General features: G+C 67.5%; 21 protein-coding genes and 3 pseudogenes. 9 read left to right on the top strand and 15 right to left on the bottom strand.

Features of this window, described 5'->3' with window-relative positions; all coding sequences use genetic code 11:
• Nucleotides 1-147 precede the first annotated feature (147 nt).
• The gene (locus tag Q8A52_RS28015) at nt 148-948 is read right to left on the bottom strand and encodes a thioesterase family protein (protein WP_316756399.1); all 801 of its coding nucleotides are present in this window, start codon (nt 946-948) and stop codon (nt 148-150) included.
• Between the two features lie 180 nt (nt 949-1,128).
• Nucleotides 1,129-1,599, bottom strand: coding sequence for a DUF6624 domain-containing protein (locus Q8A52_RS28010; protein ID WP_316756397.1), 471 nt, complete (start codon nt 1,597-1,599; stop codon nt 1,129-1,131).
• A gap of 187 nt (nt 1,600-1,786) precedes the next feature.
• Between Q8A52_RS28010 and Q8A52_RS28005 the strand changes: the two genes are divergently transcribed.
• The 3 genes from Q8A52_RS28005 (at nt 1,787) to Q8A52_RS27995 (ending at nt 3,897) form a co-directional block, all read left to right on the top strand.
• Nucleotides 1,787-2,227 carry a MepB family protein gene (locus Q8A52_RS28005; RefSeq protein WP_408649268.1) on the top strand — a complete coding sequence of 147 codons (441 nt, stop codon included), beginning with the start codon at nt 1,787-1,789 and terminating at the stop codon, nt 2,225-2,227.
• A gap of 222 nt (nt 2,228-2,449) precedes the next feature.
• A complete protein-coding gene (locus Q8A52_RS28000) occupies nt 2,450-3,016 on the top strand; it encodes an RICIN domain-containing protein (protein ID WP_316756394.1) in 567 nt (188 codons plus the stop codon).
• Nucleotides 3,017-3,162: 146 nt separating this feature from the next.
• The gene (locus Q8A52_RS27995; RefSeq protein ID WP_316756393.1) at nt 3,163-3,897 is read left to right on the top strand and encodes a rhomboid family intramembrane serine protease; all 735 of its coding nucleotides are present in this window, start codon (nt 3,163-3,165) and stop codon (nt 3,895-3,897) included.
• A gap of 31 nt (nt 3,898-3,928) precedes the next feature.
• On the opposite strand, the gene Q8A52_RS27990 is transcribed toward Q8A52_RS27995, so the two are convergent.
• Nucleotides 3,929-6,319, bottom strand: a complete 2,391-nt coding sequence (locus Q8A52_RS27990; RefSeq protein WP_316756391.1) for a discoidin domain-containing protein — start codon at nt 6,317-6,319, stop codon at nt 3,929-3,931.
• 621 nt (nt 6,320-6,940) lie between these two features.
• On the opposite strand from Q8A52_RS27990, the gene Q8A52_RS27985 reads away from it, so the two are divergent.
• Entirely contained in the window at nt 6,941-9,007 is a 2,067-nt protein-coding gene (locus Q8A52_RS27985) for an alpha-L-fucosidase (protein WP_316756389.1), read from the top strand.
• Between the two features lie 429 nt (nt 9,008-9,436).
• Here Q8A52_RS27985 and Q8A52_RS27980 read toward each other — a convergent pair whose 3' ends face one another.
• The 8 genes and pseudogenes from Q8A52_RS27980 to Q8A52_RS27945 form a co-directional block, all read right to left on the bottom strand.
• The gene (locus Q8A52_RS27980) at nt 9,437-10,438 is read right to left on the bottom strand and encodes a zinc-dependent alcohol dehydrogenase family protein (RefSeq protein WP_316756387.1); all 1,002 of its coding nucleotides are present in this window, start codon (nt 10,436-10,438) and stop codon (nt 9,437-9,439) included.
• Entirely contained in the window at nt 10,435-11,310 is an 876-nt protein-coding gene (locus tag Q8A52_RS27975; RefSeq protein WP_316756385.1) for a carbohydrate ABC transporter permease, read from the bottom strand. Before Q8A52_RS27975 ends, Q8A52_RS27980 begins: the two co-directional genes overlap by 4 nt.
• Complete coding sequence (locus tag Q8A52_RS27970) at nt 11,307-12,167, bottom strand: carbohydrate ABC transporter permease (protein ID WP_316756383.1); 861 nt, start codon at nt 12,165-12,167, stop codon at nt 11,307-11,309. Before Q8A52_RS27970 ends, Q8A52_RS27975 begins: the two co-directional genes overlap by 4 nt.
• A 188-nt stretch (nt 12,168-12,355) precedes the next feature.
• Entirely contained in the window at nt 12,356-13,723 is a 1,368-nt protein-coding gene (locus tag Q8A52_RS27965) for an ABC transporter substrate-binding protein (RefSeq protein ID WP_316756381.1), read from the bottom strand.
• Nucleotides 13,724-13,845: 122 nt separating this feature from the next.
• Nucleotides 13,846-14,646 (bottom strand): DeoR/GlpR family DNA-binding transcription regulator, encoded by an 801-nt coding sequence (locus Q8A52_RS27960; protein ID WP_408649264.1) that lies wholly within the window; start codon nt 14,644-14,646, stop codon nt 13,846-13,848.
• Nucleotides 14,647-14,863: 217 nt separating this feature from the next.
• Nucleotides 14,864-15,061 (bottom strand): hypothetical protein, encoded by a 198-nt coding sequence (locus tag Q8A52_RS27955; protein WP_316756379.1) that lies wholly within the window; start codon nt 15,059-15,061, stop codon nt 14,864-14,866.
• Between the two features lie 28 nt (nt 15,062-15,089).
• Nucleotides 15,090-15,259: pseudogene (locus Q8A52_RS49445) on the bottom strand (IS630 family transposase); the annotation flags it as partial.
• 431 nt (nt 15,260-15,690) lie between these two features.
• A pseudogene (locus Q8A52_RS27945) lies at nt 15,691-16,119 on the bottom strand (VOC family protein); the annotation flags it as partial.
• Nucleotides 16,120-16,170: 51 nt separating this feature from the next.
• Between Q8A52_RS27945 and Q8A52_RS27940 the strand changes: the two are divergent.
• Nucleotides 16,171-16,704: a DUF5990 family protein gene (locus tag Q8A52_RS27940; protein WP_316756377.1), complete on the top strand. Its 534-nt coding sequence runs from the start codon at nt 16,171-16,173 to the stop codon at nt 16,702-16,704.
• A 33-nt stretch (nt 16,705-16,737) separates the two neighbouring features.
• Here the strand turns inward: Q8A52_RS27940 and Q8A52_RS27935 are convergent, their stop codons facing one another.
• Nucleotides 16,738-17,346, bottom strand: a complete 609-nt coding sequence (locus Q8A52_RS27935; protein WP_316756375.1) for an isochorismatase family protein — start codon at nt 17,344-17,346, stop codon at nt 16,738-16,740.
• Between Q8A52_RS27935 and Q8A52_RS27930 the strand changes: the two genes are divergently transcribed.
• On the top strand, nt 17,245-17,559 hold the full coding sequence (locus tag Q8A52_RS27930; RefSeq protein ID WP_316756738.1) for a MarR family winged helix-turn-helix transcriptional regulator: 315 nt from the start codon (nt 17,245-17,247) through the stop codon (nt 17,557-17,559). The two genes, Q8A52_RS27935 and Q8A52_RS27930, sit on opposite strands and share 102 nt — an antisense overlap.
• 55 nt (nt 17,560-17,614) lie before the next feature.
• Here the strand turns inward: Q8A52_RS27930 and Q8A52_RS27925 are convergent, their stop codons facing one another.
• Both Q8A52_RS27925 and Q8A52_RS27920 read right to left on the bottom strand, forming a co-directional pair.
• On the bottom strand, nt 17,615-17,980 hold the full coding sequence (locus Q8A52_RS27925) for a hypothetical protein (RefSeq protein ID WP_316756373.1): 366 nt from the start codon (nt 17,978-17,980) through the stop codon (nt 17,615-17,617).
• 343 nt (nt 17,981-18,323) lie between these two features.
• Nucleotides 18,324-18,476 carry a hypothetical protein gene (locus Q8A52_RS27920; RefSeq protein ID WP_316756372.1) on the bottom strand — a complete coding sequence of 51 codons (153 nt, stop codon included), beginning with the start codon at nt 18,474-18,476 and terminating at the stop codon, nt 18,324-18,326.
• Between the two features lie 459 nt (nt 18,477-18,935).
• On the opposite strand from Q8A52_RS27920, the gene rox reads away from it, so the two are divergent.
• The 3 genes and pseudogenes from rox to Q8A52_RS27905 all read left to right on the top strand — a co-directional run bounded on the left by rox (nt 18,936) and on the right by Q8A52_RS27905 (nt 21,356).
• The gene (gene rox / locus Q8A52_RS27915) at nt 18,936-20,363 is read left to right on the top strand and encodes a rifampin monooxygenase (protein WP_316756737.1); all 1,428 of its coding nucleotides are present in this window, start codon (nt 18,936-18,938) and stop codon (nt 20,361-20,363) included.
• A gap of 122 nt (nt 20,364-20,485) precedes the next feature.
• Nucleotides 20,486-20,764: pseudogene (locus tag Q8A52_RS27910) on the top strand (cytochrome P450); the annotation flags it as partial.
• 76 nt (nt 20,765-20,840) lie between these two features.
• Nucleotides 20,841-21,356, top strand: coding sequence for a hypothetical protein (locus Q8A52_RS27905; protein WP_316756370.1), 516 nt, complete (start codon nt 20,841-20,843; stop codon nt 21,354-21,356).
• Between the two features lie 204 nt (nt 21,357-21,560).
• Here Q8A52_RS27905 and Q8A52_RS27900 read toward each other — a convergent pair whose 3' ends face one another.
• A complete protein-coding gene (locus tag Q8A52_RS27900; RefSeq protein ID WP_316756368.1) occupies nt 21,561-23,345 on the bottom strand; it encodes a trypsin-like serine peptidase in 1,785 nt (594 codons plus the stop codon).
• Nucleotides 23,346-23,555 lie beyond the last annotated feature (210 nt).

Below are 23,555 nucleotides of genomic sequence, written 5' to 3'. Positions count from 1 at the left end.
GCGACGGCCCGCCCGGTGACGTGGCCCTGCAGGCGGCCCGCTACCAGGCCCGCCGCGTCGTCGATCCGGCAGCCGCACTCAAGGCCGGCCGCGCCGCCTGATCCGGCGCGGGACGCCGACGGGCGAGTCGGTGAGGACCTGCTCGGCTCAGCTGCGCGCGGCCACGTACAGGCTCTGGGTGCTGCGGCCGAGCAGGCCCTTCTCGTCGTGCAGGGCGGACTCGGCGAGGCCGATGCCCGCGCCGTCCACCATCGTGCGGGCGTCCAGGCAGACCCATTCGCCCTCGGGATAGCGGTGCAGGTTGACGCTGAGGTCGGCGTTGATGAATACGTAGCGGTGGAAGTCGAGCGCGGCACTGACACCGTTGCCCGAGTCGGCAGCCGTCAGCACCCTGGTGAGCGGCGTGATCTCCTCTCCGGCGACCAGGGGAACCCGCATCCGCATCCACGCCGTGGCCGGCCCGGGCTCCAGGAACGAACCGGCCGCGAATCGTATTTCCATGGCCGTGTGGTAGCCCTGGTCCCAGGGGACCGGGAAGAAGGCCTTCGTGGGTACGGCCCCAGGCCCGGGCACCTGTCGGCCCGGCGACACCTGCGGTACCGAGTCCGGCGCTGTCTTCATCAGCAACGCCGTCGCCCGCATCACTTCCTGGCCGCCGTCGGGGGTCAGAGCCACCTCCACGAGTTCGACACTGCGCCCGGCACGCAGCACCCGCGTGGCCACGGTCAGCGGCCGTATCGGAACCGGACGCATGATCTCGTACGTGAGCCGGGCGACCCGCATGTCCGGCCGTCCGCCCGGTCGTTCCTCTACGGCCAGGGCGAGCAACGCGGCCGGCGGGCCGGCGTGCTGGGAGTCGGCGTCCCAGGGCCCCCGCGTACAGGCGGTGGGAAGGAACCGGTCGTCGGCCTCCCGCTCATAGAAGGCCTCGACTTGCGACATCGACATGACTGTCCCTCCCTGCCACATGGACTACCCACCGCGCATCTTACTAAGCGCTTGCTCACTCCGCACAAGATCAGGCCGGTACTGCAGCAGGTATGGAGGCATCGAGGCCATCAATGGTCGCAAGCGGCGGAGCCTTGCCCTGTCGATCGGAGGACACGGGCGCGCCGCATGCCGTTCGGGTCAGCCGGCGAATCGGCGCACAACCGTGTCGTACTCGGCCTGGGGCTCCATACCGGCCCGAGCCCGCCGCTCATCGAGGTGGGCAATGTCGGCGATCGGATGCGGGGCGAGCTGCCCGTCGGGGCCGGTGACGTACTGCGTACCGTAGGTCTGCGGCAGGCCCTGGTTCACCTGGCAGCGGTCCATCAAGTAGGCCAGCTGACGGGATGTGGCGTCGCCCGATGCAGCCGCCGAGGTGAGAAGTTCGAGAGCGCGCCGTTGGAGGACCGGGCTGGCGTCGGCGTGTTGGGCGAGCAGCCAGGCAGCGTTGGCGGCTTCCTCACCGACCATGCGGTGGCCCGGCCATCCGTACCGGTCCAGGACCGGCCCCAGCCAGGAGGCGTTCTCGGCATCCACCCTCAGTATGGCTGCACCGTCCGGCGATACCCGTCCGTCCTCGCGAACCCCACGAGCGTGCTGGTCCACAGCCATGCGGCGCAACAGTTCAGCTGCCAGGCCAGAGTGTTCGTGTGTCATACGGGCTCGACTCCCTGGGGACTCTCGAATGTGCGCGGGATGCCGCGCCCGTGCATTTCATACCCACAACCGGGTCCATGATGACCTTCTGCTCGGCCCCGACAGCGCGGTCGATCGAAGCCCCGTCAGTTTCTCGCGCGAGATGTGCCCCAGCTGCCATTCCCGGAAGGGATGGAACGGGTTCACGCTCGATGGCCGCGCGGTACGGTTCCGCGTGGCCAAGACCACCCCGACAAAGGTGGGCCAGTTCGTCACCGTGTGGCAGCGGTCCGAGGAGGGGCCGATCCGGCCCTTCGACACCGAGGACGGGGTGGACCTGTTCGTCATCAGCAGCCGTGACGACGACGGCTTCGGGCAGTTCGTGTTCCCGCACCAGGTGCTGTGCGAACGCGGCATCGTCTCCCGCAATGGCCGTGGCGGGAAGCGGGGCTTCCGCGTGTATCCGCCGTGGGTGACCACGACCAACCGGCAGGCCCACAGCACGCAGGCTTGGCAGGTGAACTACTTCCTCCCTCTCGGATTCCGTCTCGGAGAAAACGGACCTGCCGATCCGACGCGCGCCCACGCCCTTTACCACCTGTAGGTGCTCGCTACGAACGTTCCCACTCATCGATACCCGCCATTTGGCAGAGGTGGACGACCAGCATTCCCCGCCCCGGTGCACGTCCGTCCCATCTCTCGGGTAGGACCTGTAGCTCTGTTCAAGTGAACGGCCGCTCTGCCGTGTTGGTACATGTCCGACCAGCGGTAGTGATCTCTCAACACTCGTGCGAGCAGCTCTGCGTGCCGCGAAAGGTGAGAAACCATGTCAGCTCGGCGTCGCGTCCTGTCCGCCTGCACAACCGGCATCGCTGTCGCTGCGCTGGCTCTCGCATCGGCGCCCCCCGCGGCCGCTGTGGACTTCCCGAACCAGGACCTCATCAACAAGGCAAGCGGCGGTCGGCTGGCCCTCTTCCTGGACCATGTCAGCGAGGGCTCCATTCCGGTCACCCTGCGCGATCCGGCGTTTTCCTTCTCAACCGAGGCATGGGACGGCTACGGCTCGTTCGCGAACGAGGAGTGGACGTTCAAACTGAAGAACCGGGCCGCGAACAAGTGCCTTCAGCCGGTCGATGCCAGTCCCGCCCGCGGCAGCGCCGTGACAGTGAAGAACTGCAACGACTCGGACAATCAGTTGTGGAGCCTTCAGGCGGAGCGGGTCGGCGGCTCCCCCACCGGCTGGTGGGTCTGGCGACCTGTCCTCAACCGGAACATCGCCCTCACCGTCAAGCAGTACGCCGAGAACGGTAGATACGAGACCCTCTACCTCGACACCGCGTACCCATCCTCGGACAGACTCTGGAAGCTCGCCCACAACGACGCCACCTGGTGATCGAAACCGATAACGGTAGGGGCAGAGTTCGACAGGTTCTGCGGGCGTCACGACCCACGAGAGTGAGCGCCCCCCATGAACGACTGCGGCAGAACTCCCTAGAATTCGCGGCATGCGGATATGGATCCGCCGGGGAGGTGTCTGCTATGGGTGGGACGGATCAGGATCGGGCCGGCAAGGGACCCCTCGGGCCTGAGCAGATGATCGCGGAGGCGCGGAAGGCGTTCTTCGTGATGTTCGGGTTCCTCTTGGTCGTCTGGCTGGTGCAGCTGATCAACTACTCCGATCACTACGCCCTCTCACGGGACTACGGCGTGATATCCGGCGACCTCGGCACGTTGCCCGACATCCTCATCGCCCCCTTCCTGCATTGGAGTTGGGCGCACATCGAGAGCAACTCCGGGCCTCTGTTCGTCTTCGGATTCCTTGCCGCCCACCGAGGCGTGATCCGCTTTCTCGGGTTGAGTCTGCTGGTGGCGGTGACCAGCGGACTCATGGTGTGGTTCCTCGAAGGAAGCGGTGTGGAGACGGTCGGCGCCAGTGGCCTGATCTTCGGGTACTTCGGCTATGTCGTGGTCCGCGGGCTTTTCGACCGGCACCTGATCGACACGCTGATCGGTATCGTCATGGGGGCCTCCTTCGCTTACATGCTCACCGTTGCCGTCCCCGGAACGCCGGGGGTGAGCTGGCTCGGACACCTCGGAGGACTGATCGGCGGTCTGGCGGGGGCCTGGCTGTTCCGAGATCGGCGCTCACGGCCCCTCCCGACCGCCCACCCGGGTGGCTCTCCTGGGGCGCCCGCTCTCCGCGACCCACAAGTACGTGCCGACAATCCCCGGGCAGACCTGCACAAGGAACTCGGCGATCTGGGCCTCCTCTAGTCGAGCTTGTTCGTGCTCGGAAGTACGTGGATCAGCGAACCTCGAAGGCGTAGAGCGAGTAGCCGTAGCGGGTGCCACGGGTGATGCCGTGCATCCGCACGTACCTGGCGGTGGTGGCCGCAAAGGTGAGAGTGTCCGTCCCTGGCCCGGCCAGACCGCGCCGGGAGGCGACGGTCGTCCAAGCCGAGCCGTCCGGGCTGGTCTGGATGTCGTAGTCCTTGCCGTACGCCGCCTCCCAGGTAAGCCTGGCACTGCCGTACGTCTGTGGCGAGGCGCCGAGGTCCACTGCGAGCCATTGGTCATTGGTGTAGGCGCTGGACCAGCGGGTCGAGGGAAGCCCGTCTGTGGCGTAGGAGGCCGGGAACGCGGAGGTCTCGGTGGAGGACGCGCTGGTCGGCCTGCGAAGGGCCTGGTCTGCGGGGGCGCGCACCTCGAAGGCCCAGAGTGAGTAGCCCCAGCCGGTGCCACGGGTGATGCCTCGCATGCGCACGTAGCGGGCGGTGACCGGATGGGTGAGGACGAGGTTGTCGACACCGGGTCCGGACAGGCCGCGCCGAGAGGCCACAGTCGTCCAGGCGGAGCCGTCCGGGCTGGTCTGGATGTCGTAGTCCTTGCCGTACGCCGTCTCCCAGTTGAGCCTCGCCCGCCCGAGGTACTGGGGAGATCCGAGGTCCACGGCAAGCCACTGGTCGTTGCTGTAGGCGCTGGACCAGCGGGTCGCAGGGCTGCCGTCGGTGGCGTACGAGGCGGGGAACGCGGAGGTCTCGGTGGAGGACGTGGTGGTGGCCTTGCCCCGGGCGAGGTCGGGGTCGGCCGGGGTGGCCAGAGGGTTGGGCAGGTAGGACGTGCCGGGCCCCTGTCCGACCGTCCCGGCCGAGCCGAGGAAGACGCCGGCGTCGCTGCCGGCCTTGGTGCCGGACCAGGTCTTGGTGGAGCAGGCAGCCAGGTACGTACCGACCAGTTGGTGCACGTCCAGTTCGGTGTAGGTGGCGTGCACGAGGTCGTTCCAGACGGCGGGCATCGCGCCGAGCAGTCCGGGCTGCTGCGGGGTGAGCGTCTCGTTGTCCGGGAAGACGTGCGGCTCCCAGTCCGCCAGGATCGAGGCGGGGTCGAGGCCGTGCGGGTGGTAGTAGCTCGCGAACGGCACCACGTAGAGATAGGAGTCGTTGGTGTTGATCACCTGGTAGCCGTCGGCCAGCGCCTCCTTGGGCCCGTACCAGCCGTCGTTCCAGCTCTCCACGATGATGTTCCGGTCATAGCCGGCGGCCGAGCCGGACATCGAGGTGATGCTGCCCCACATGGCCGGCTTCTTGCCGAGAGCGCGGATGTACTCGGCCACGGTGTTCACGTACGTCTTGTACTGGCCGGCCAGACGGGTCGGGTACTCGTCGGCGCCCATGTGCACGGTCGGCCCCCGGAACCACGGGGTGAACTCGGCGAACACGGACTTCATGAACGCCGTCGCGTCCGGGTTGGACAGGTCCAGCAGGTCGGACTTGCCTCCGTTCATGCCGATGGACGGCTTGAAGGCGGTGAACGCCCTGGCATGCGCGGGAGCGTCGAACTCCGGGATGATCGTGAGGGCGTTGGCCGCGGCGGCGTCCTCGAAGGCGTCCCAGTCGGAGCGGCTGTACGCGCCGTCGGCTGCGGCAAGCCCGGCGAAGGCGGGGTTGTCGGTCTTCAGGCGGAACGCCTGGTAGGCGGTCGACCAGTCCGAAGGGTTGATCTCGTTGTCGTTCAGGTGCAGGTGGAAGGTGTTGAGCTTCAGCCACCCCATCCAGTTGATGTACGCGGTGATGAACTTGGGAGTGAAGAAGCGGCGGCCCACGTCCAGCATGAACCCTCGCACCGGGTAGTTGGGGTAGTCGATCGCGGTGCCCTGCGACAGTGTGGCTTGGTCAGAGGCCGCCAGCAGCGCTTGGAGGAGGCTGCGGGTGCCGTAGTACGCGCCCGCCTCGTCTCCGGCGGTGATCTGCACACGGTCGTTGACAGCCAGCCGGTACGCCTCGCCCTTGAGGTCGGCCAGGGCGCCGCCGTAGGACGCGTTCACGTCGACAGCGAGGACTATGTCCCCGGCGGCGGACGTGCCGGTGGCGGTCGTCAGACTCCAACCGAGCAGTTCCCTTGCATCGCTGACGAGCTGTCCGGCGATCTGCGTCAGGCGGGCGGACGCGCCCGGGGCGGTGACGACCCTGGCCATGGTCCTGAGTTTGAGAATGCCCGTGCCGCCGGTCCACTCCTGGATGGCCGGGACGACGCCGAGCGGCGAGGGGCCGAGGAAGGCGGCCGCCGCATCGGCCCCGGCGGCGTGGACCCGAGTGGGGTCCGCGAGGGCCGCAGCTGCCGCCACCCCGACCGCTCCGGCGAGCAGCGAACGGCGAGTGACGCCGGGAGCGGGCACATGGTCATCTGACGTGGTCATGACTACCTCGCGGGATGAAGAAGTAGAAGCGAGAGGCGTAACACGCGGGGACACAAGCGGCCGCGCACCATCAAGCACCGACCCAGGAGCGTTGGCCAGAGTAAAGGTCGCCGCTTGAGAGGTCTAGACCCCACACCTCTCACCCTCACCTGGCCACCCTCGATCGTCATGAAAACGGGCCCACTTGATGGCCTGGACCATGCTTGAGGATCCGGCGGGACGAAGCGCGTACGCCATGACGGAGCCCAGCACGCACTTCGCACTCGCAAGCACCGCGCTCCGCGTGGCCACGTGACCCGCGGCAATGCTCTCCACTCATGACCGCAGCTACTGCGGGCCACCACCAGCAATATAGATCCGATCTATACGGCATTGCCGACCCGAGGGCTCAACCGAAGGTGGACCGGCAACCCCGGCCATTTTGCCTAATGCAGCCGAAATCTAACGCAGCGCCACCGGACCCCTGGACGCATCAACGAGCCCTCTATATAAAGAAACATCCGATGCTTCCTGATGTCGTGCAGCGTCCCAGGACTGAATGCGCCGACACGTCTACAGGCCGGACATCGCATAGGCACCATTCCCGACTTGCACTCCCCGCCACCCCCCAGGAGCCGCACCATGTCGTCCTCTGGCCCCCTCAGCAGACGCTCCCTCATCAAAGCCGCCACACTCGCAGGTGGCGCCGTGGCCTTCGGGCTGCCGCAGGCCCTCTGGCCCGCCACCGCGGAGGCGTATTCCGTCCCCGCAAAGCTGGACTGGTGGTACCAGGCACGCTTCGGGATGTTCATCCACTTCGGGTCCTACTCCTACCTCGGCAGAGGCGAGTGGGCGTTCAACAGCGGCTGGAGCAAGAGCAACTACCAGGCGCAGGTCACCGCACCCTTCAACCCCACCGGGTTCAACGCCGCCACCATCGCAGAACTGGCCAAGAAGGCCGGTATGAAGTACCTCGTGATCACCGCCAAGCATCACGAAGGCTTCGCGATGTGGGACTCCGACGTCCCCGGCTTCACCGACACCACCGGCACCAAGCTGTACAACCTGCACGACTACAACGGGGTTCAGAGCGATCTGCTCAAGGAACTCAAGACCGAGTGCGAGAAGCGTGACATCAGGTTCGGCCTCTACTACTCGATCATGGACTGGAATCATCCGTCCCAGACCGACCGTCACGACTCCGGTCTCACCACGATGTCCTCGCAGGCCGCCCGCGCCGCCTACATCGCCGACATGAAGGCCCACCTGCAGGAGCTGCTGGACCGGTACGACCCAGCACTCCTGTGGTTCGACGGTGACTGGTTCGCCGAACCGTCCAGCCCCACCCTGGACGACTGGTGGCTGAAGTCGGACGGCATCGATCTCTACAACTGGTTGACCGATCCCGCACGCAAGCCCGACCTCGTCGTCAACGAACGGGTCAAGCGCGACCTCGGTCTCGGCGACTACGCCGTTGCGGAGTTCGGTGTCCCCGACGTGCCGATGAACCGGCCGTGGGAGCGATGCTCCACCATGAACGGCGCCTGGGGCTACGACAAGTCGAGGGAGAACTCGTACCGGTCCGTCAAGGACATCGTCCAGGAACTCGTCACGACCGTCTCCCGGGACGGCAACATGCTGCTGAACATCGGCCCCAAGGGTGATGGTTCGGTCACCGACGGATCCGTGGCCATCCTCAGCGGCCTGGCCTCCTGGATGTCTTCGTACAGCGACAGCATTCATGGCACAAGCGGCAGTCCATTTGCCGCCGAGCCCGTCTGGGGGAAGGTCACGAGGAAGAACGGCAAGCTCTTCGCCCACGTCTTCACCTGGCCCACGAGCGGCACCCTCCAGATACCCGCGATCGACAACACGGTCAGCCGCGTCTACCTGATGAACGCCCCCTCGACCTCACTCAGTCACAGCGTCAGCGGCAGATACGTCAACGTCACCGTGCCGACCAGCGCGCCGAACACCGACGACTCCGTGGTGTGCCTCGAGGTCAGCGGCATGCCGGCGCCCAAGACCTCGGCGACAGTGTTCCAGCACGTCGGCTACGCCGGGGCCAGGGCCGCCCTGCCGCTGGGGAGCTACACCTCCGCCCAGCTGTCGGCCGCGGGAACAGGACCTGGCGTCATCTCCTCGATACAGGTACCCCACGGCTACCAGGTGACGGGCTACTCCGGCGACAACTTCACCGGCAGCGCCTGGACGTTCACCGCTGACACCCCCGATCTGCGCGCGACCGGCAACAACGACGCCATTTCCTCGGTGAAGGTGTCGTTCAATCCGGTCACGTACTTCCGCCTGATCAATGTCACGGACTGTCTGGCTCTGGACAGCGGTGGCAACGTCGCCGACGGCTCGAACCTCAAGCAGTGGACACCGGTCGACAGCACCAATCTCCACTGGCAGGCGATCGACCTCGGCAACGGCCACTACAAGCTCGTCAACCGCACCAATGGCATGGTCGCCGACGGTTGGGGCGCGACCAGTGACGGCGCCCCGGCTCGCCAAGCAGCTTGGAACGGCGGTCCGAACCAACAGTGGAGAATCACCAACCGCGGCGTCGGCCAGTACTCGATCGCCAATCGCACCACGGGACTCGTACTCGACGGCGGCGGACCGGTCACCTCCGGGTCCGTGACCAAACAGTGGACCTGGCAGCAGCACAACAACCTTCTGTGGACCTTCAATCCGACCGGCTGACCACCGGCAGGTCAGGGTCCAGGCCTGGCTGGTCGGCGGGCGCCGCGCAGACCCTGCGGCCCAGATGGTCACACGGCACGCTCCGCGCACCCGTGTCTCCTGCTGACGTTGTGAAGGGAGATGGCGCGCGTCATGGGTCCTGCCCTGAGGGAGCTTCTTGTGCGGTTTGCTCACGGCTCGTGCCGATTGAGGTTTCTGGGTTCGCACGGCTTCCGGGGCACCGGCCGGGGACGAGTGCGGTGGTGCACAGCAAGGCCGTTCCGCTGGTACGGGCCGCCGTCGGCCCGGTCGCGCGGCGAACGGGGTGAGTCCTCCTGAGGAACCGAAAGACATCGCCGAAAGGCGCCCGAAGTGAGCGGGCGAAGGCCGCCACCGCCCGGTGGAGCGAGTGGGCGTGGCGGCTTCCCCTGTTCTGCCCTACTGGGGTGATCAGACGCCGAGGCCCGGCTGCACCTGTATCTTGCGGCCCTCGCCTGCCTGGAATCGCTTGAGTGCTTCGCTGTAGGAGGCGAGCGGCAGGCGGTCGCTGATGAAGATTTCCGGGTCCAGCACGCCGGCGGTGAAGAGCTCTGCGGCGCGTTCGAAGCTGTGCAGTACCGCCATCGATCCGGTGATGGTGATCTCCTGGTTGTAGATCCGGTAGGGCTCGATCGTCGCCCGGGCGGCGTAGTCGGAAACACCGAACTGCAGATAGGTGCCGCCCTTGCCCACCCGGCCAAGGGCGTCCTGGATCGCGTTCTCGTTCCCTGTGGCGTCGATGACGAGATCCCAGCCGCGGGGCTTGTCGATCTTGTCTGCGGACGTCACCGCGTTGCTGCAGCCCAGCGTCCGCGCGGTTTCCAGACGAGCGGGGTTGATGTCGATGACGTCGACACTGGCGGCGCCGGTGCGCTTGGCCAGCTCCAACATCATCAGGCCCATCGTGCCCGAGCCGTAGATGAGCACATGATTGGCCAGATTGCTGCGCAGGACGTCGTACCCGCGTATCGCGCAGGCCAGCGGTTCGATCAGGGCAGCGTCTTGGGTGGATACGTGGTCGGGCAGGACGACGCAGTTGGCGACCGGGGCCACGGCGTATTCCGCCGCACCGCCTGCGGTCGTGACGCCGATGGCCGCCCAGCGCTCGCACAGGTTGTTCCTGCCGAGGCGACAGTAGTAGCACTCGTTGCAGCTCAGTGAGGGGTCGACGGCGACACGTGCACCCACGGCCAGTTCGGCGACGTCGCGGCCGATGGCGACGACCTCACCGGCGAACTCATGGCCGGGAATGATGGGCAGCTTGGGAGCGAATTCGCCTTGCAGGATGTGCAGGTCCGTGCCGCACAGGCCGCAGGCCGCCACGGCCACGACGACCTCTCGGGGACCGGGCGTGGGATCCTCCACGGTGACCATCTCGATGGTCCCCTGCTCGGTGATGAGTGCGGCCTTCATTTGACGGCTCCCATGGTCAGACCCTGGACCAGGCGGTCCTGGGCGGCGAATCCGGCGATGAGAACCGGGATGGACACAGCGACGGCCGCGGCGCAGACCTTGGCCAGGAACAGGCCCTGACTGGTGACGAAGCTGGTCAGGAAGACCGGCCCGGTCGAAGCCTGGACCCCGGTGAGCACCTGGGCGAACAGCATCTCGTTCCAGCTGAAGATGAAGCAGATCAGTGAGGTGGCGGCGATGCCGGGCGCGGCCATCGGAATGATGATCCTGCGGAAGACGGTCGGCAGGCCGGCACCGTCGATCGCGGCCGCCTCCAGGATCGCCACGGGGATCTCCGCGAGGAAGGACCGCATCATCCATACGGCGATCGGCAGGTTCATGGTCGTGTAGAGGAGGACCAGGAGCCAGATGTTGTCCAGCATCCCGAGGTTCTGGGCCGCCAGGTAGACCGGGAGCAGTCCGGCCACTACGGGAAGCATCTTGGTGGACAGGAAGAAGAACATCACGTCGGACCACTTGCGCACCGGTTTGATCGACAGTGCGTAGGCCGCGGGGATGGACAGCGCGAGGACCAGCAGCGTCGAAACCACGCTTGCGGTCGCGGAGTTGATCAGAGCCGGCCAGGGGCTGGCCCCTGTTGAGGCCCCGAAGAACTCGCGATACCCGTGCAGGGTCAAGTGCGCGGCGAGGGAAGGCGGATTGGTGGCGGCGTCCGTCTCACTGTGGAAGGAGGTCAGGACCATCCAGGCGAACGGCGCGAAGAAGAGCAGGCCTACGACCCACGCGGCCAGTCCTATGACAGCCTTGGAATGGTGCCTGAGGAAGGGTTCGCGGTGCCGACGGGACCGGGGGTGGGCAAGGGTGGTGCTCATGAAGTCTTCTCCTCCCGCAGGAGCGTCGACACCGTGCGCAGTGCGAAGGTGGCGACCACGATGGTGCCCAGAACGACGATGACGCCGGCTGCGGAGGCACGACCGTAGTCATGTGCCTGATAGAAGGTCTGGTAGATGGTGTAGGGAAGGTTCGCGGTACCGAGCCCGCCCGAGGTGATGGTGAAGACCGCGTCGAAGTTCTGCACGATGTAGATGGACCCGAGCAGTGCCGCCAGTTCCAGGTACCGGCGCAGGTGCGGCAGGGTCAGATGGCGGAATATCTGGAAGGCGTTGGCGCCGTCCACCCGGGCGGCTTCGATGATCTCCAGGGGGCGGCTCTGCAGTCCGGCGAGCAGGATCAGCATCATGAAGGGGGTCCACTGCCAGATCAAGGAGACGGCAACGGCGGCCAGGGGTGAGGTGCTGATCCAGTCGGGCTGTGGCGGACTGTCCGAGCCGAACAGCGACCAGATCCAGGTCAGGGCGCCGTTGAGGAGGCCGTACTCGGGGTTGTAGAGCGCATGTTTCCACAGCAGAGCGGCCGCGACGGGGACGACGAGGAACGGGGCGATCATCATGGTTCGTACCGCTCCACGCCCGCGAAACTTGTGGTCGAGCAGGAGCGCCACCCCCAGGCCGAGCAGGAGACTCAGCAGCACCACACCGGCGGTGAGCCACACCGTAGTGATCACCGAGGCACGCATGTCCGGGTCGCGGAAGACCAGTTTGTAGTTGGTGAACCCTGCCCAGCCGCGTTCCTCGGGCCGCAGAGCGTCCCAGTTCATGAAGGAGATCACCAGTGTGGCGGCGAACGGCAGCTGGGTGACGATCACCATGTACACCAGCGCCGGCATCATCGGGGCGCGCCTGGCCCACGCCCTTGCGCGGCCCGACCGTTGCCGGGATACCGCAGCCGCATGTGACCCGGCGGGACGTCTTTCTTTCTGCATCAGGGCACTACTCACTTGTGTCTCTCCGCTCCGTGGGGCCCCCTTGCCCCTGTGCGAGGGGGAAGGGGGCCGCACAAGGGGCAAGGGGAATGCGGTCAGTTGTTCTGGTACTTGGAGGCGACCTGCTCGGCCAGCTTCTGACCCTTGTCGAGGGCCTGCTTCACTGACTGGCGTCCGGCGATCGCGGCGGATACTTCCTGGGTGACCTTGGTGCCCAGATCCTGGAACTCGGGAATGGTCACGTACTGCACGCCGACCGTGGGGCGAGGCTGTGTCCCTGGGTTCTTCGGGTCGGCCTCGCTGATGGCGGTCAACGTGGCCTGGTAGAAGGGCGCCGCGGCCTTCTGATAGCTCGGGTTGTCGTAGGTCGACTTCCGCTTGCCGGCCGGGACCCTGGCCCAGCCGAGCTTCTCACCGACGAGCTTCTCGTAGTCCTGGCTCGCGGCCCACTTGACGAACTGGGCGCCGGCGTCCTGGTGCTTGCCCGCCTTCGGCTGGGCAAGGGCCCAGGTCCACAGCCATCCGGAGGCCTTGGTCTGGGTCACCGGCGCCTGCGCGTAGCCGACCTTGCCGCGGACCGGTGAGGCGGGGTCTTCCAGCAGACCGGCTGCCGACGTGGCGTCCATCCACATGGCGGTCTTCTGCTGCGTGAAGGCGTTGAGGCACTCGGCGAATCCGGCCTGCGGCGCGCCGGCCTCACCGTGCTTGCGTACGAGATCCACATAGTCCTCGGTCGCCTTGGTGAAGCCCTCGCCGTTGACCTGGGCCTTCCAGTCCTTGGTGAACCAGGTGCCGCCCTCGGTGTTGACCACGGTGGTCAGGGCGGCTCCGAGCTCACCCCAACCCGGCTTGCCGCGCAGGCAGATGCCCTTCATGCCCTTGTCGGCGCCGTCCGCCTTGGCGGCCAGGTCGGCGACCTGCTTCCAGGTCGGGCGGTCCGGCATGGTCAGGTGCTTGGCCTGGAAGATGTCCTTGCGATACATCAGGAACGAGGACTCGCCGTAGAAGGGCTCGGCGTAGAGCTTCCCGTCCCCGCCGCGCAGCCCGTCCGTCATGGACGAGAAGACATCGTCCTGCTTGAAGGAGGGGTCCTTGGCGACCGTGTTGTCCAGTGGTGACAGCCAGCCGTTCTTGGCCCACAGGGGAACCTCATAGGCGCCGACCGTGACCACGTCATAGCCGCCCGCCTGCGTTGCGACATCCTGCGTGATCTTGTCCCGCACCTCGTTCTCCGGCAGCACGGTGAAGTTGACCTTGATGCCGGTCTTCTTGGTGAACTCGTCCTTGGTCAGCTTCTGGAGGTCGAGCATCTGAGGGTTGTTGACCATGAGTACGTTCACGGTCTTGTCACCGTCGCCCCCGCCACTGCCTCCCGCACCGGCGCAGCCGGCGAGCAAGGCGGTACAGGTGAGGCCGGTCAGGGCCGCCGTCGTCAGTCTGGCCCTGGTGGGTCTGTAGTGCATGGGAGCACCTTTCTTGGGGGAGAGAACAGCGAGCTGGGAACGGTCTTGCGCCGCGGGAGTGGCGGCGTGCTTGAAGGAGCCTGCGAGGGAAAGACCTCAGGCTTGGCGGCTCGGGCAGGAACTCAGACCCGGATGACGTTGGGTCCGTGCAAGGAGTAGCGGTGAGCTTCGGCAACCGGCAGGCCGGTGTCGGTGATGATGGTTTCGAAGTCGCCGATCTTGGCGAATCGGCAGAAGCTCTGCGCTCCGAATTTCGTGTGGATTCCGAGCAGTATCCGGCGATGGGAACTGCGGATCGCTTGGGCTTTGACGTCGGCCACCACCGGGTCGGGTGTGGTGAGGCCGGCATCGCGGGAAATGCCGTTGGCTCCCAGGATCGCCAGGTCGATGACGAAGCTGGACAGCATCTGGTTGGTCCATGATCCGACGGTGGCCAGGGTGCGGCCGCGGACCTTGCCGCCGAGCAGCAACACCGTGGCCCGGGAGGCCTCCGCCACCGCCGCGGCGGTGGGCAGGGAGGCGGTCACCACGGTCAGATTCCGGTCGGAGGGCAGCAGGTCGGCGATGAGGCGATGGGTGTAGCCCTCGTCGATGAAAACCGTCTCCGCCTCGCCGAACAGGTGCACGGCAGCGGCGGCGATGCGGCGCTTGTCCTCCACATGGTGAGTCTCACGCTGGGCCAGCGAGGTCTCGAAACCGGCGCTTTCCACCGGGTAGGCACCACCGTGGCTCCTGCGGACCAGACCGCCCCGTGCGAGTTCGTTCAGATCCCTGCGGATCGTCTCCGGCGCCACCCGGAAGTCGGCGGCCAAGGCGGAGACCTCCACTCTTCCGCTCCGGCGGGCGAGAGCCAGGATCCGATGCTGTCGCTCTTCGGCTTTCACGCGCAAGCACCTCCCTGGTGTTCCCGTTCGGGCGAACATTGCCCATCTGTTTCGGCCATGGATTTATATCGCCGTACTTCACCAGGTGAGACGCCCGTTGCTTCGCGGATATTGCCCGTTTGGGTGTGCACGCCGGACGGGATCCCTGCAGGTCATCGCATTGCAAATAGCATGATCGCCGTCTCCCGCTAACCGAATCGGGTGACTGAGGTGCCCGAATCCACAACAGCTGCGGGACGGACGACGCTCGTCCAGGTCATCTGAGGAGGTAGTCAACGACCGCGGTACAGGTGACGATGCCGATGAAGAGCCCGGCCTTCAGGGCTGCTGCGGTGGCGGCGGCCCGTTCCGCTCCGTCGCCCAGAAGGGTCACGCCGGGAATGTGTTGCAGCTGGTCGAGGCCGCTGGAGGTCGACCGTTCGGTCAGTTCTGGGCTGAGGACCCGGCTGTGCATGTCGAGCGCATGAGCCGATGAAGCGCTGGACTAGGTGTTCGGGGGTACTGAAGGCGACGTTGGAGAGCCAGCCGCGTCGCAGGAGGGACCAGATCTCTTCGACCGGATCGAGATCTGGCGGGTAGGGCGGCAGGCAGGTAGTAGATGGTCAGCCAGTCCCGGGCCGCCGAGCTGCTGGTGGGCTGCGGTCAGCAGGTCGGCTTCGTGCTCGAAGACGAGCCAGGCTCCACACGCCGCCGCGTCTTTCACGCAGAGCCCCACCGCCTTGCCCCTTGGCCAGGTCCGCCTCCAGTTGCGTGAACCGCTTCCGGCTGAACCTCGGCAGCGACGCCGACCCCTGCGACCGGGGCGCCCGCGGACCGCCCTCGTTCCATGTCCGCCGCAACCGCTGCCCGACCGGACCCTGACCCGCAGGTACTTGGCGATCAGCGCGCTCGCCTCGCCTCGAGCCATCCGCTTCGCGGCCCGGAGCCGTAACCCCTCGCGAAACTGCTTGCGTTCGGTTCGCGATCAGCCCCGCCCCCCTGTGGATGCCGCATGCCTCCGGTGATAGCGCAGCGGACGACCAGCCGTCAGTGTGACTTGGTGCGCACAAGGCTCACGTGTCGGGGTGTCGTCAAGGCTACGCGTCAGGACGGGGCGAGGACGCAGAACTCGTGGCCCTCCGGGTCGGCCAGGCACGTCCACGGGACGTCGCCCTGGCCGACGTCGAGGTCGGTGGCGCCGAGGGCCCGCAGCCGGGCCACCTCCGCTGCTTTGTCGTCACCGGGGTACGGCAGCAGGTCAAGATGGATGCGGTCCGGCACGGGCTTCACGTCGGGCGTGCGGAGGAACTCGAGATACGGGCCGACACCCTTGGCGGAGCGCAGCACCGCATGATCGTCGGTCACCTCGTGCAGGGTCCAGTCCATCGCCTCGTCCCAGAACCGAGCCATGGCCCGTGGATCCGCGCAGTCGACCACCACCGCGGCGATCGGCCCGGTGTCCCGGTAGATCTCCCGAGGCTCCAGCACGCAGAACTCGTTGCCCTCGCTGTCGGCGAGGACCGTGAACGGAAGCATGCGTCGATCAGTAGAACGGCGCACACGACACCGAGGATGATGACCGGTATGCGCATCCGCATCGACGCCGTCGACTTGCCCGGCCTCACCTGCCCGCCCGGCGCGCCCGCCGACGCCGGCGTGACCGTCCACCGCAACATTCACGTCGCCGTGCAACGCCGCGACCCCAGAACCGCACTCCTCGACCCGCAACCGGGCGACGCCACGTCCGCCTCCTGGACGCTGGAATGCACCACGCATGCGTCGCCGACCGGCACCGGCGTGAAAGGCCCCTACGTTCAGGGCCGCCCGGGCGGCCGGTTCATCTACCTGTCGTGGGGGACGGTCGACGAGGCAGGCACCTTCACGATGTTCCGGCGCGCCAAGCTCCTCCTCGACGCCGTCCCCACCGACGTCCTCGACGCCGCGGCACGCAGCGGCATGCTGCATGGACGCCTGGGCCTCACCGACGCACGCGGCGGCCCCGTGTGCGCACGAGTCGTACCTCCGACCATCTCCTGGACCGCCGAATCAGCCGACTGGAGCCGGCCGTCGATCCGAAGGGCCTTGCGGAGACCCGCGGATGACTCTGCGCCTGGGTGAACTGCCGTCGGCATGCCGTCGGGCGATGGGTCGCTAGGCCCGGTGGGCCGCGGAGATCTGGCCGACCAGGACGGCGAATGGCATGTCGAGGGCGGCGTAGAGGGCGCCGGCCTCGGGGAGGGCGTTGTCGGCCAGGGCCTCGACCAGGAGGGTGGCGTAGTCGCTGACGATGACGCCCGCCTGCTGCATACGCAGCAGGCCCGCCTCCCGCTTGGCCTGGCTGAAGGTGCCGGAGGCGTCCACGGCCGCGTATGCGTCGTATCCGGCGGCCGTCGCGGAGATCGCGGGCAGTGCCGCGCACACCTCGAGCGACACCCCGGCGAAGATCAGTTTGCGCCGGCCGGTGGCCTCGATGGCCTCGCGGACCCGGTCGTCGTGCCAGGCATTGACCGTACTGCGGTCGATGATCTTCTGCCCGGCGGGCACCTCGGCGTACTCGCGGCCCGGGTCCTCTTCTCCGTTCAGCGCGAGTTGTTCACCGCGCTCGCCGAGCAGGGCTTCGACGACGTCCAGCCCCGCGCCGGCGCCGCCCTCGCCTACCTGCGCCCCGACGGCATCCGGGCCAGCGAGCTCGCCCGCGCCTCCGGACAGCACAAACAGGTCATCGGCTCCCTCATCGACGACCTCGAGCGCCTGGGCCACGTCGCACGCAAACCCGATCCCGCAGACCGCCGCGCCAAACTGATCTGTCCCACCGAGCGCGGCCTGCTCCAGATGGAGACCGCCGCCATCATGCGGCACGATCGAGGAGCGACACGCGAAGACACTGGGCAAACAGGAATACGCCACCTTCAAGACCGCTCTCCACCGCGTGGCCGAACTCCAACGCAAGGACACCACAACAGCCGCTGCTGACGGCTGAGTTGCCGTAGCGCAGGGGCGTCGGCGCGGGAAGCCCCCGGTGGGTGTGTCAGGAGGGCGGACAGCCGAACCAGCGCACCGTGTCGTTGCTGGAGACGTAGCCCATGCACCTGACGGTGCTGTCGTGCAGGGTCTCGGTCCGGGCAACGCCTTCGTCCAGGTGCTCCGACTTGTAGTAGGTCTCCACCAGGGTGTCGACCTCGATGGTGTACCAGCGGCGCTTATTGTTCGGGATGTTGCAGTCGTGCCCGATCACGTCTGTGCCGGGCCCCTCGCTCCACATGTCCCGTTCGGCACGGTCGCAGTGCGCCCTGCCGGTGGCGTTGGCGGTGCCGGCGCCGGTGCCGAGCAGGGCCGCCGCGCCCATGGTCACCGCCGCAGCGGCGCCGAGCAGGCGCTTCAGAGTGGGATTCATCGATTGGTCCTCCTGCCAGCCGTGGTGACGGTGGGGAGTCGCTACGTCACCTTAAGGCGATGATCACACTTATCCGGGATGCCTGGCCCGGTGGCCGTCGGCACAATCCCCCGACCCGGTGACGTCGGTAATGCCAATGCAGCAGGCCACGTTCGCACCCTCCTGGCCACCGCCAACGGCCGAGGGACTCTCACACCGTGGAAAACCCTGCTGAGGTACGGGGTTCGACCCCATGACGCGCTTCACGGAATCGCCGGTGGTCCAGTAGAACAGGTGGTGCACGCGCTACGAGGTCCTCGGTGATCGCGTGAGGCATACGCAGCCGGATGCTCTCGACGTCACCTCACTCGCCACCCGTGCTGCCGCCCACCCTGGCGGGGTGGCCGCGGTCGAGGCTCTCTGGGACGGCGACACCGTCCACAACTGGTTCGTACTCCTGGTCGCGGTCCTGGAGAACCCGCCCGGGGAAGGCCAGCTGGCGACCGTCTACCACCACGCCGGCAGGCCCCCACCGGGGGCCGCTGCGACAGAGCAGGACGGGCCTTGGCCCACCACCTCGGCGTGCCGTTCCACTTCGCATCCCCGGATGTCCCCGACGACGAGGCACCGCGACGGCGGACGGCCCAGCGTCTGCCTGAAGGCCCGTCATCGGGAGGGCAAACGGATCCCGGACAGGCCCACGGACGCTTCCAACCAGGGACGAACCCCAGGTGTGTTCGGCAAAAGGCAAAGGCAAGGAGTTCCCACTCCTTGCCCTTCTCAACGTATAGCGCACAGGGGGCCTTGCGGCAAGGCCCCGGTCGTGCTGCAGAATCTCCCGGCCGAAGCCGGAGCCTGCGGAAATCAGGGACTCGCGATGCGCTTGCGGGCACGTGGCGCGGCGGTGCGGGTGTGTGCGCCGCCGCACAGCGCGGGGCAGCCGGCCGAAATGCAGCCTTGTCGAATGGGGGACTTGATGATCGATGTGATCGTTGCCGGTGGCGGACCGACCGGCTTGATGCTGGCCGGCGAGTTGCGGCTGCACGGCGTGAACGTGCTCGTGCTGGAGAAGGAGGCAGAGCCGGCCCCGTATGTCCGGGCGCTGGGCCTGCACGTGCGCAGCATCGAGGTGATGGACCAGCGCGGTCTGCTGGAGCGGTTCCTCGCGCACGGCAAGCAGTACGGGGTCGGCGGTTTCTTCGCCGCAATCGCCAAGCCCGCGCCCGAACGGCTGGACACCATGCATGGCTATGTCCTCGGCATCCCGCAGACCGTCACCGATCGTCTGCTGGCCGAGCACGCCGTCGATGTCGGTGCCGAGATCCGGCGCGGCTGCGAGCTGGTCGGGCTGAGCCAGGACGAGTTCGGGGTGACCGTGGAGCTGGCCGACGGCACGGAGCTGCGCTCGCGCTACCTCGTCGGCTGCGACGGCGGCCGCAGCACGGTGCGCAAGCTGCTCGGCGTCGGCTTCCCCGGCGAGCCGACCAAGGTCGAGACGCTGCTGGGCGAGATGGAGGTGTCCGTACCGCCGGAGGAGGTTGCCGCCGTGGTGACCGAGGTCCGCGAGACTCACAAGCGGTTCGGTCTCGGGCCCTTCGGGGAGGGGGTGTACCGCGTCGTCGTACCCGCCGACGGACTGGCCGAGGACCGCTCGGTCCCGCCGACCCTCGAGGAGTTCAAGCAACAGCTGCGGGTGTTCGCCGGCACCGACTTCGGGGTGCACTCACCGCGCTGGCTGTCCCGCTTCGGTGACGCCACCCGGCTGGCCGAGCGCTACCGGGTCGGCCGGGTGCTGCTGGCCGGCGACGCGGCGCACATCCACCCGCCGACCGGCGGGCAGGGACTCAACCTCGGCATCCAGGACGCGTTCAACCTCGGCTGGAAACTGGCCGCCGAGGTGGGCGGCTGGGCACCGGAGGGGCTGCTGGACAGCTACCACGCCGAACGGCACCCGGTCGCTGCCGATGTGCTGGCCAACACCCGAGCGCAGATGGAGCTGATGTCCCCCGAGCCCGGTTCCCGGGCAGTGCGCCGACTGGTGTCGGAACTGATGGACTTCGAGGAGGTGAACCGGTACCTGATCGAGAAGATCACCGCGATCGGGGTCCGCTACGACTTCGGCGAGGGCCACGAACTGCTCGGTCGGCGGATGCGGGACGTGGAGCTGAAGCGAGGGCGCCTGTACGCGCTGATGCACGGCGGCCGCGGACTGCTGCTCGACCAGACCGGTCGGCTCTCGGTGGCGGGCTGGGCGGATCGCGTCGACCACGTCGTCGACGTCAGCGAGGAGCTGGACGCGCCCGCGGTACTGCTACGACCGGACGGCCATGTGGCGTGGGTCGGCGAGGATCAGCAGGATCTGCTCGGCCGGCTGCCCAAGTGGTTCGGCGCCGCCGTCCACTGAGCGCGCGCATTTGGCTCGCGGGCGGCCGGCCAGTTGCAACCTTCCGGATTCGACTTATTGACTGGTAGGTACAGATTGGCTGAAGCATCCTGAGCGCGCTGGGCCAGCTCGGACATGGCGACCTCGCGTTCGGTCACGGCATCCACTACTGCCTGGGGGCACCGCTGGCCCGGCTGGAAGGACAGGTCGCCATCGCCACCGTCCTGCGCCGTCTCCCCCGTCTGGAGCTGGGTGTGCCACCCGGCGAACTCCGCTGGCGGCCCGGCAGCCTGCGGGGCCCCGAACACCTGCCCGTCACCTTCACCCCCGGCCGCCCCGGACCAGCCGCTACGGCACCTACGGGAATGACCGTCGACACCGCCGCCCCACAACCCGTACCGCCCTCTGGCGGACACGCGTAGACCTCGGGCACCATCTCCCTGCACCGCCTGCACAGCCGCTCCAGAGGAAGCACGGCCAACCGCAGGAAGGGTTTCCATGAAGGCCACCCGGATCACGAAAACCCGCGCCGCCCTGACCGCACTCACCCTCGTCGTAGCCCCCGGCGTCGCCGTCCTCGGCACCGCCACCGACGCCTTCGCCGTCACCAAGATCAGCCATGCCACCGCCACCCAGATGTTCCGCCAGGTCGGCATCACGTGGTCGTCCTCCGGCAACTGCTCCGACCGCAACAACTCGACGTGTACGTCCTTCGAGCAGCTCAACCTCGCCACCGCCCAGGGCGCCCAGACCCTCAAGCGCGCCAGTGGCTGCGCCCTCAACATCACCGGCGGCACGGAAACCGGTCACGCCTCCGGCACGTACTCGCACTGGAACGGCTACAAGCTCGACTACAGCAAGTACACCTGCGTCGGGAACTACATCAAGAACAACTTCACCTACATCGGCCTGCGCGGCGACGGCGCCCCGCAGTGGCGCTCCGGTTCCGGCAACATCTACGCCGACGAGGGCAGCCACTGGGACGTCCTCTACTACAACTGCGGCGGCTGCTGACCGCCTCGTGCACCGCGCGGACGGACAGCACCCACAGCCTCGGCAGCCGCGGTGACCGCCGCGCTGCCGGTCGTCCCCGCCGTGACGGTCGTCCCCGCAGTGGCGGTGGGCGCCGTCACGGCGGTGGTGACGCCAACACCACAGGCCGGTCGGGTCCCGCCCGGCACGGCCGCCCAGTGGTGTGGCCGCGTGGTTTCGATGAGGTCAGGAAGTCGGGGCGACAAGCATGTGCTCGGTTCCCAGCCGGTTGGCGAGCGTATCGGTGTACATGGTGGTCTCACCGTCGGTCCAGCGGACGACAAGGTCGTCGGTACGGCCGTTCCCGGTGAAGTTGCCCGTCGTCATGGCCGCGCCGCGGGTCCAGCGTTTGTTGGGCTTCAGGATGCGCTGCCCGGCGCCGAGGCCCGACGTGCTGGTGCCGACGTAGTTGTCGAGCTCGCCGTCGGTCCAGCGCACCAGGAGGTCCCACTTCTGGTTGCCGGAGAACTCGCCGCTGGTGAGGAGTGTGGCGTCCTTCCACCTGTCGTTGGCGGGCTTGAGCTTGCGCTCCTGGCCGAAGCTCCCGGCGCTGACGTTGGTGTGGAGGGTCAGTTTGCCGTCCGCCCACCGCACGATCAGGTCGTTCACGTTTGGGGAGACGTCGAAGCGGCCCGACGCGAGCTGGACCGCTTTCTTCCAGGTGCCGTTGGGTTTGATCATCTGGGTGCCGGCCCGGTTCAGGCCCTTGGAGCCGACGTCGCCGTAGAGGGTGACCTCGCCGTCGGACCAGCGCACCAGCAGGTCGAACTGCTTGGAGCCGGTGAAGTCACCGGCGGTCATGGTGGCCGCATGGGTCCACGTGCTGTGGTGGGCCAGCAGCTGCCGTTCGGTGCCGTAGCCACCGTTTCCGTTGCCGGGGTACAGCGAGACCTCGCCGTCGGTCCAGACCACGATCATGTCGCTGTGGCCGGTCTGCCGGAAGTCGCCCGAGGCCAGCAGCTTGGCGTGCTGCCAGGTGGGCGCCGTGCCGGGCAGCCACGGGTCCGTCACCGGCTGGTAGGGCGGCTTGTCACCCGGCTCCCGATGGGCGGCGGCATCGTTGAACAGGTCTTGGGCATCCTTGCCGTAGATCGGCGCGTAGGTCACCCAGTCGTCGTTGGCGTCGTTGCCACCGCCGTTGTACCCACCGGTGTTGCCGATGACCTTGCCGGTGCCGGTGGCTGGGTCGTAGTCCTCGATCCACGGGCCGCCGGAGACACCTCCGTAGAAGCCCTTGCACGTCATGCGCATCTGCCGGAATCCCGGTAGCCGCGAGGTGGTGACCGGACAGCGAACCGTCTCATGCTTGGGATTGACGCTGTCGGAGCTGGGATAGCCGATGACGGTGACCTTGTGGGCGTAGCTGGTGGTGGGCGTGAACGTCAAAGCCCCCGTGACGGCCTCCACCTTGCCCCGGCTGTTGGAGCCGACCTGCGCGAAGGCCAGGTCGAGGTCGGAGGTGGGCGCTTTGGTGTTCTTCTCGTATCGCGGGTCGATGTACAGACGCGACACCGGGAAGATGCCGTGCCGCTGATCGGCGGCGGACCTACCGCTGCGGTACTGGGGCACGAAGATGCGGTGGGTTGCGCGTTCAAGGCCGCGGCCGCAGTGCCCGGCGGTCAGGACGATGTCCTTGGCGGCCGTGTGCACGACGCTGCCCGTGCAGTACGTGCTCTTGCCGCCCAGCGGCCTGCCGTCGAAGAAGAACGTGCCCACCATCGGGTGGCCCCCGAAGTGCTCGGGATCGGGCGTGCCGGACGGCGGCGGCCGGTGCGCGCCGGTCAGGGTCTGTGAGGCCGGGGCCTTCGCTGCGGCGTCGACCGGGACCGCACGGTCCATGCGGTCAGCCGTCCAGTACCGCTCCTCCTCCCCGAGACCTGGCCCGGGCGAGCGGGCGGCGGACGCGGTGGGTTCGGCGGACTCCGCGCTCGTGGACGGCACCGGGTGTCCGGGGACGGGCGCCGCCGTCACGGCGGAAGCCGAGGGCGTTGGAGTGCCGCGCGCGGCGGACGCCGGGCCGGCGCCGAGTATGCCCACGCACAGGCCGAGCGCGAGGGCCGGAATCCATCTGTATCTGGAACGCAACGAGATGTCTTTCCATCTTGGAGGAAGCCGAACGGCAGGCGATGTCGAACTCCCAGGAATCGCATGGCAGTTCTACATGAAGATCGACAGCATACC

The sequence above is a fragment of the Streptomyces herbicida genome (genome assembly GCF_032656585.1).
Classification (GTDB): Bacteria; Actinomycetota; Actinomycetes; order Streptomycetales; family Streptomycetaceae; genus Streptomyces; species Streptomyces herbicida.
This window is presented reverse-complemented; position numbering and strand designations above follow the sequence as displayed.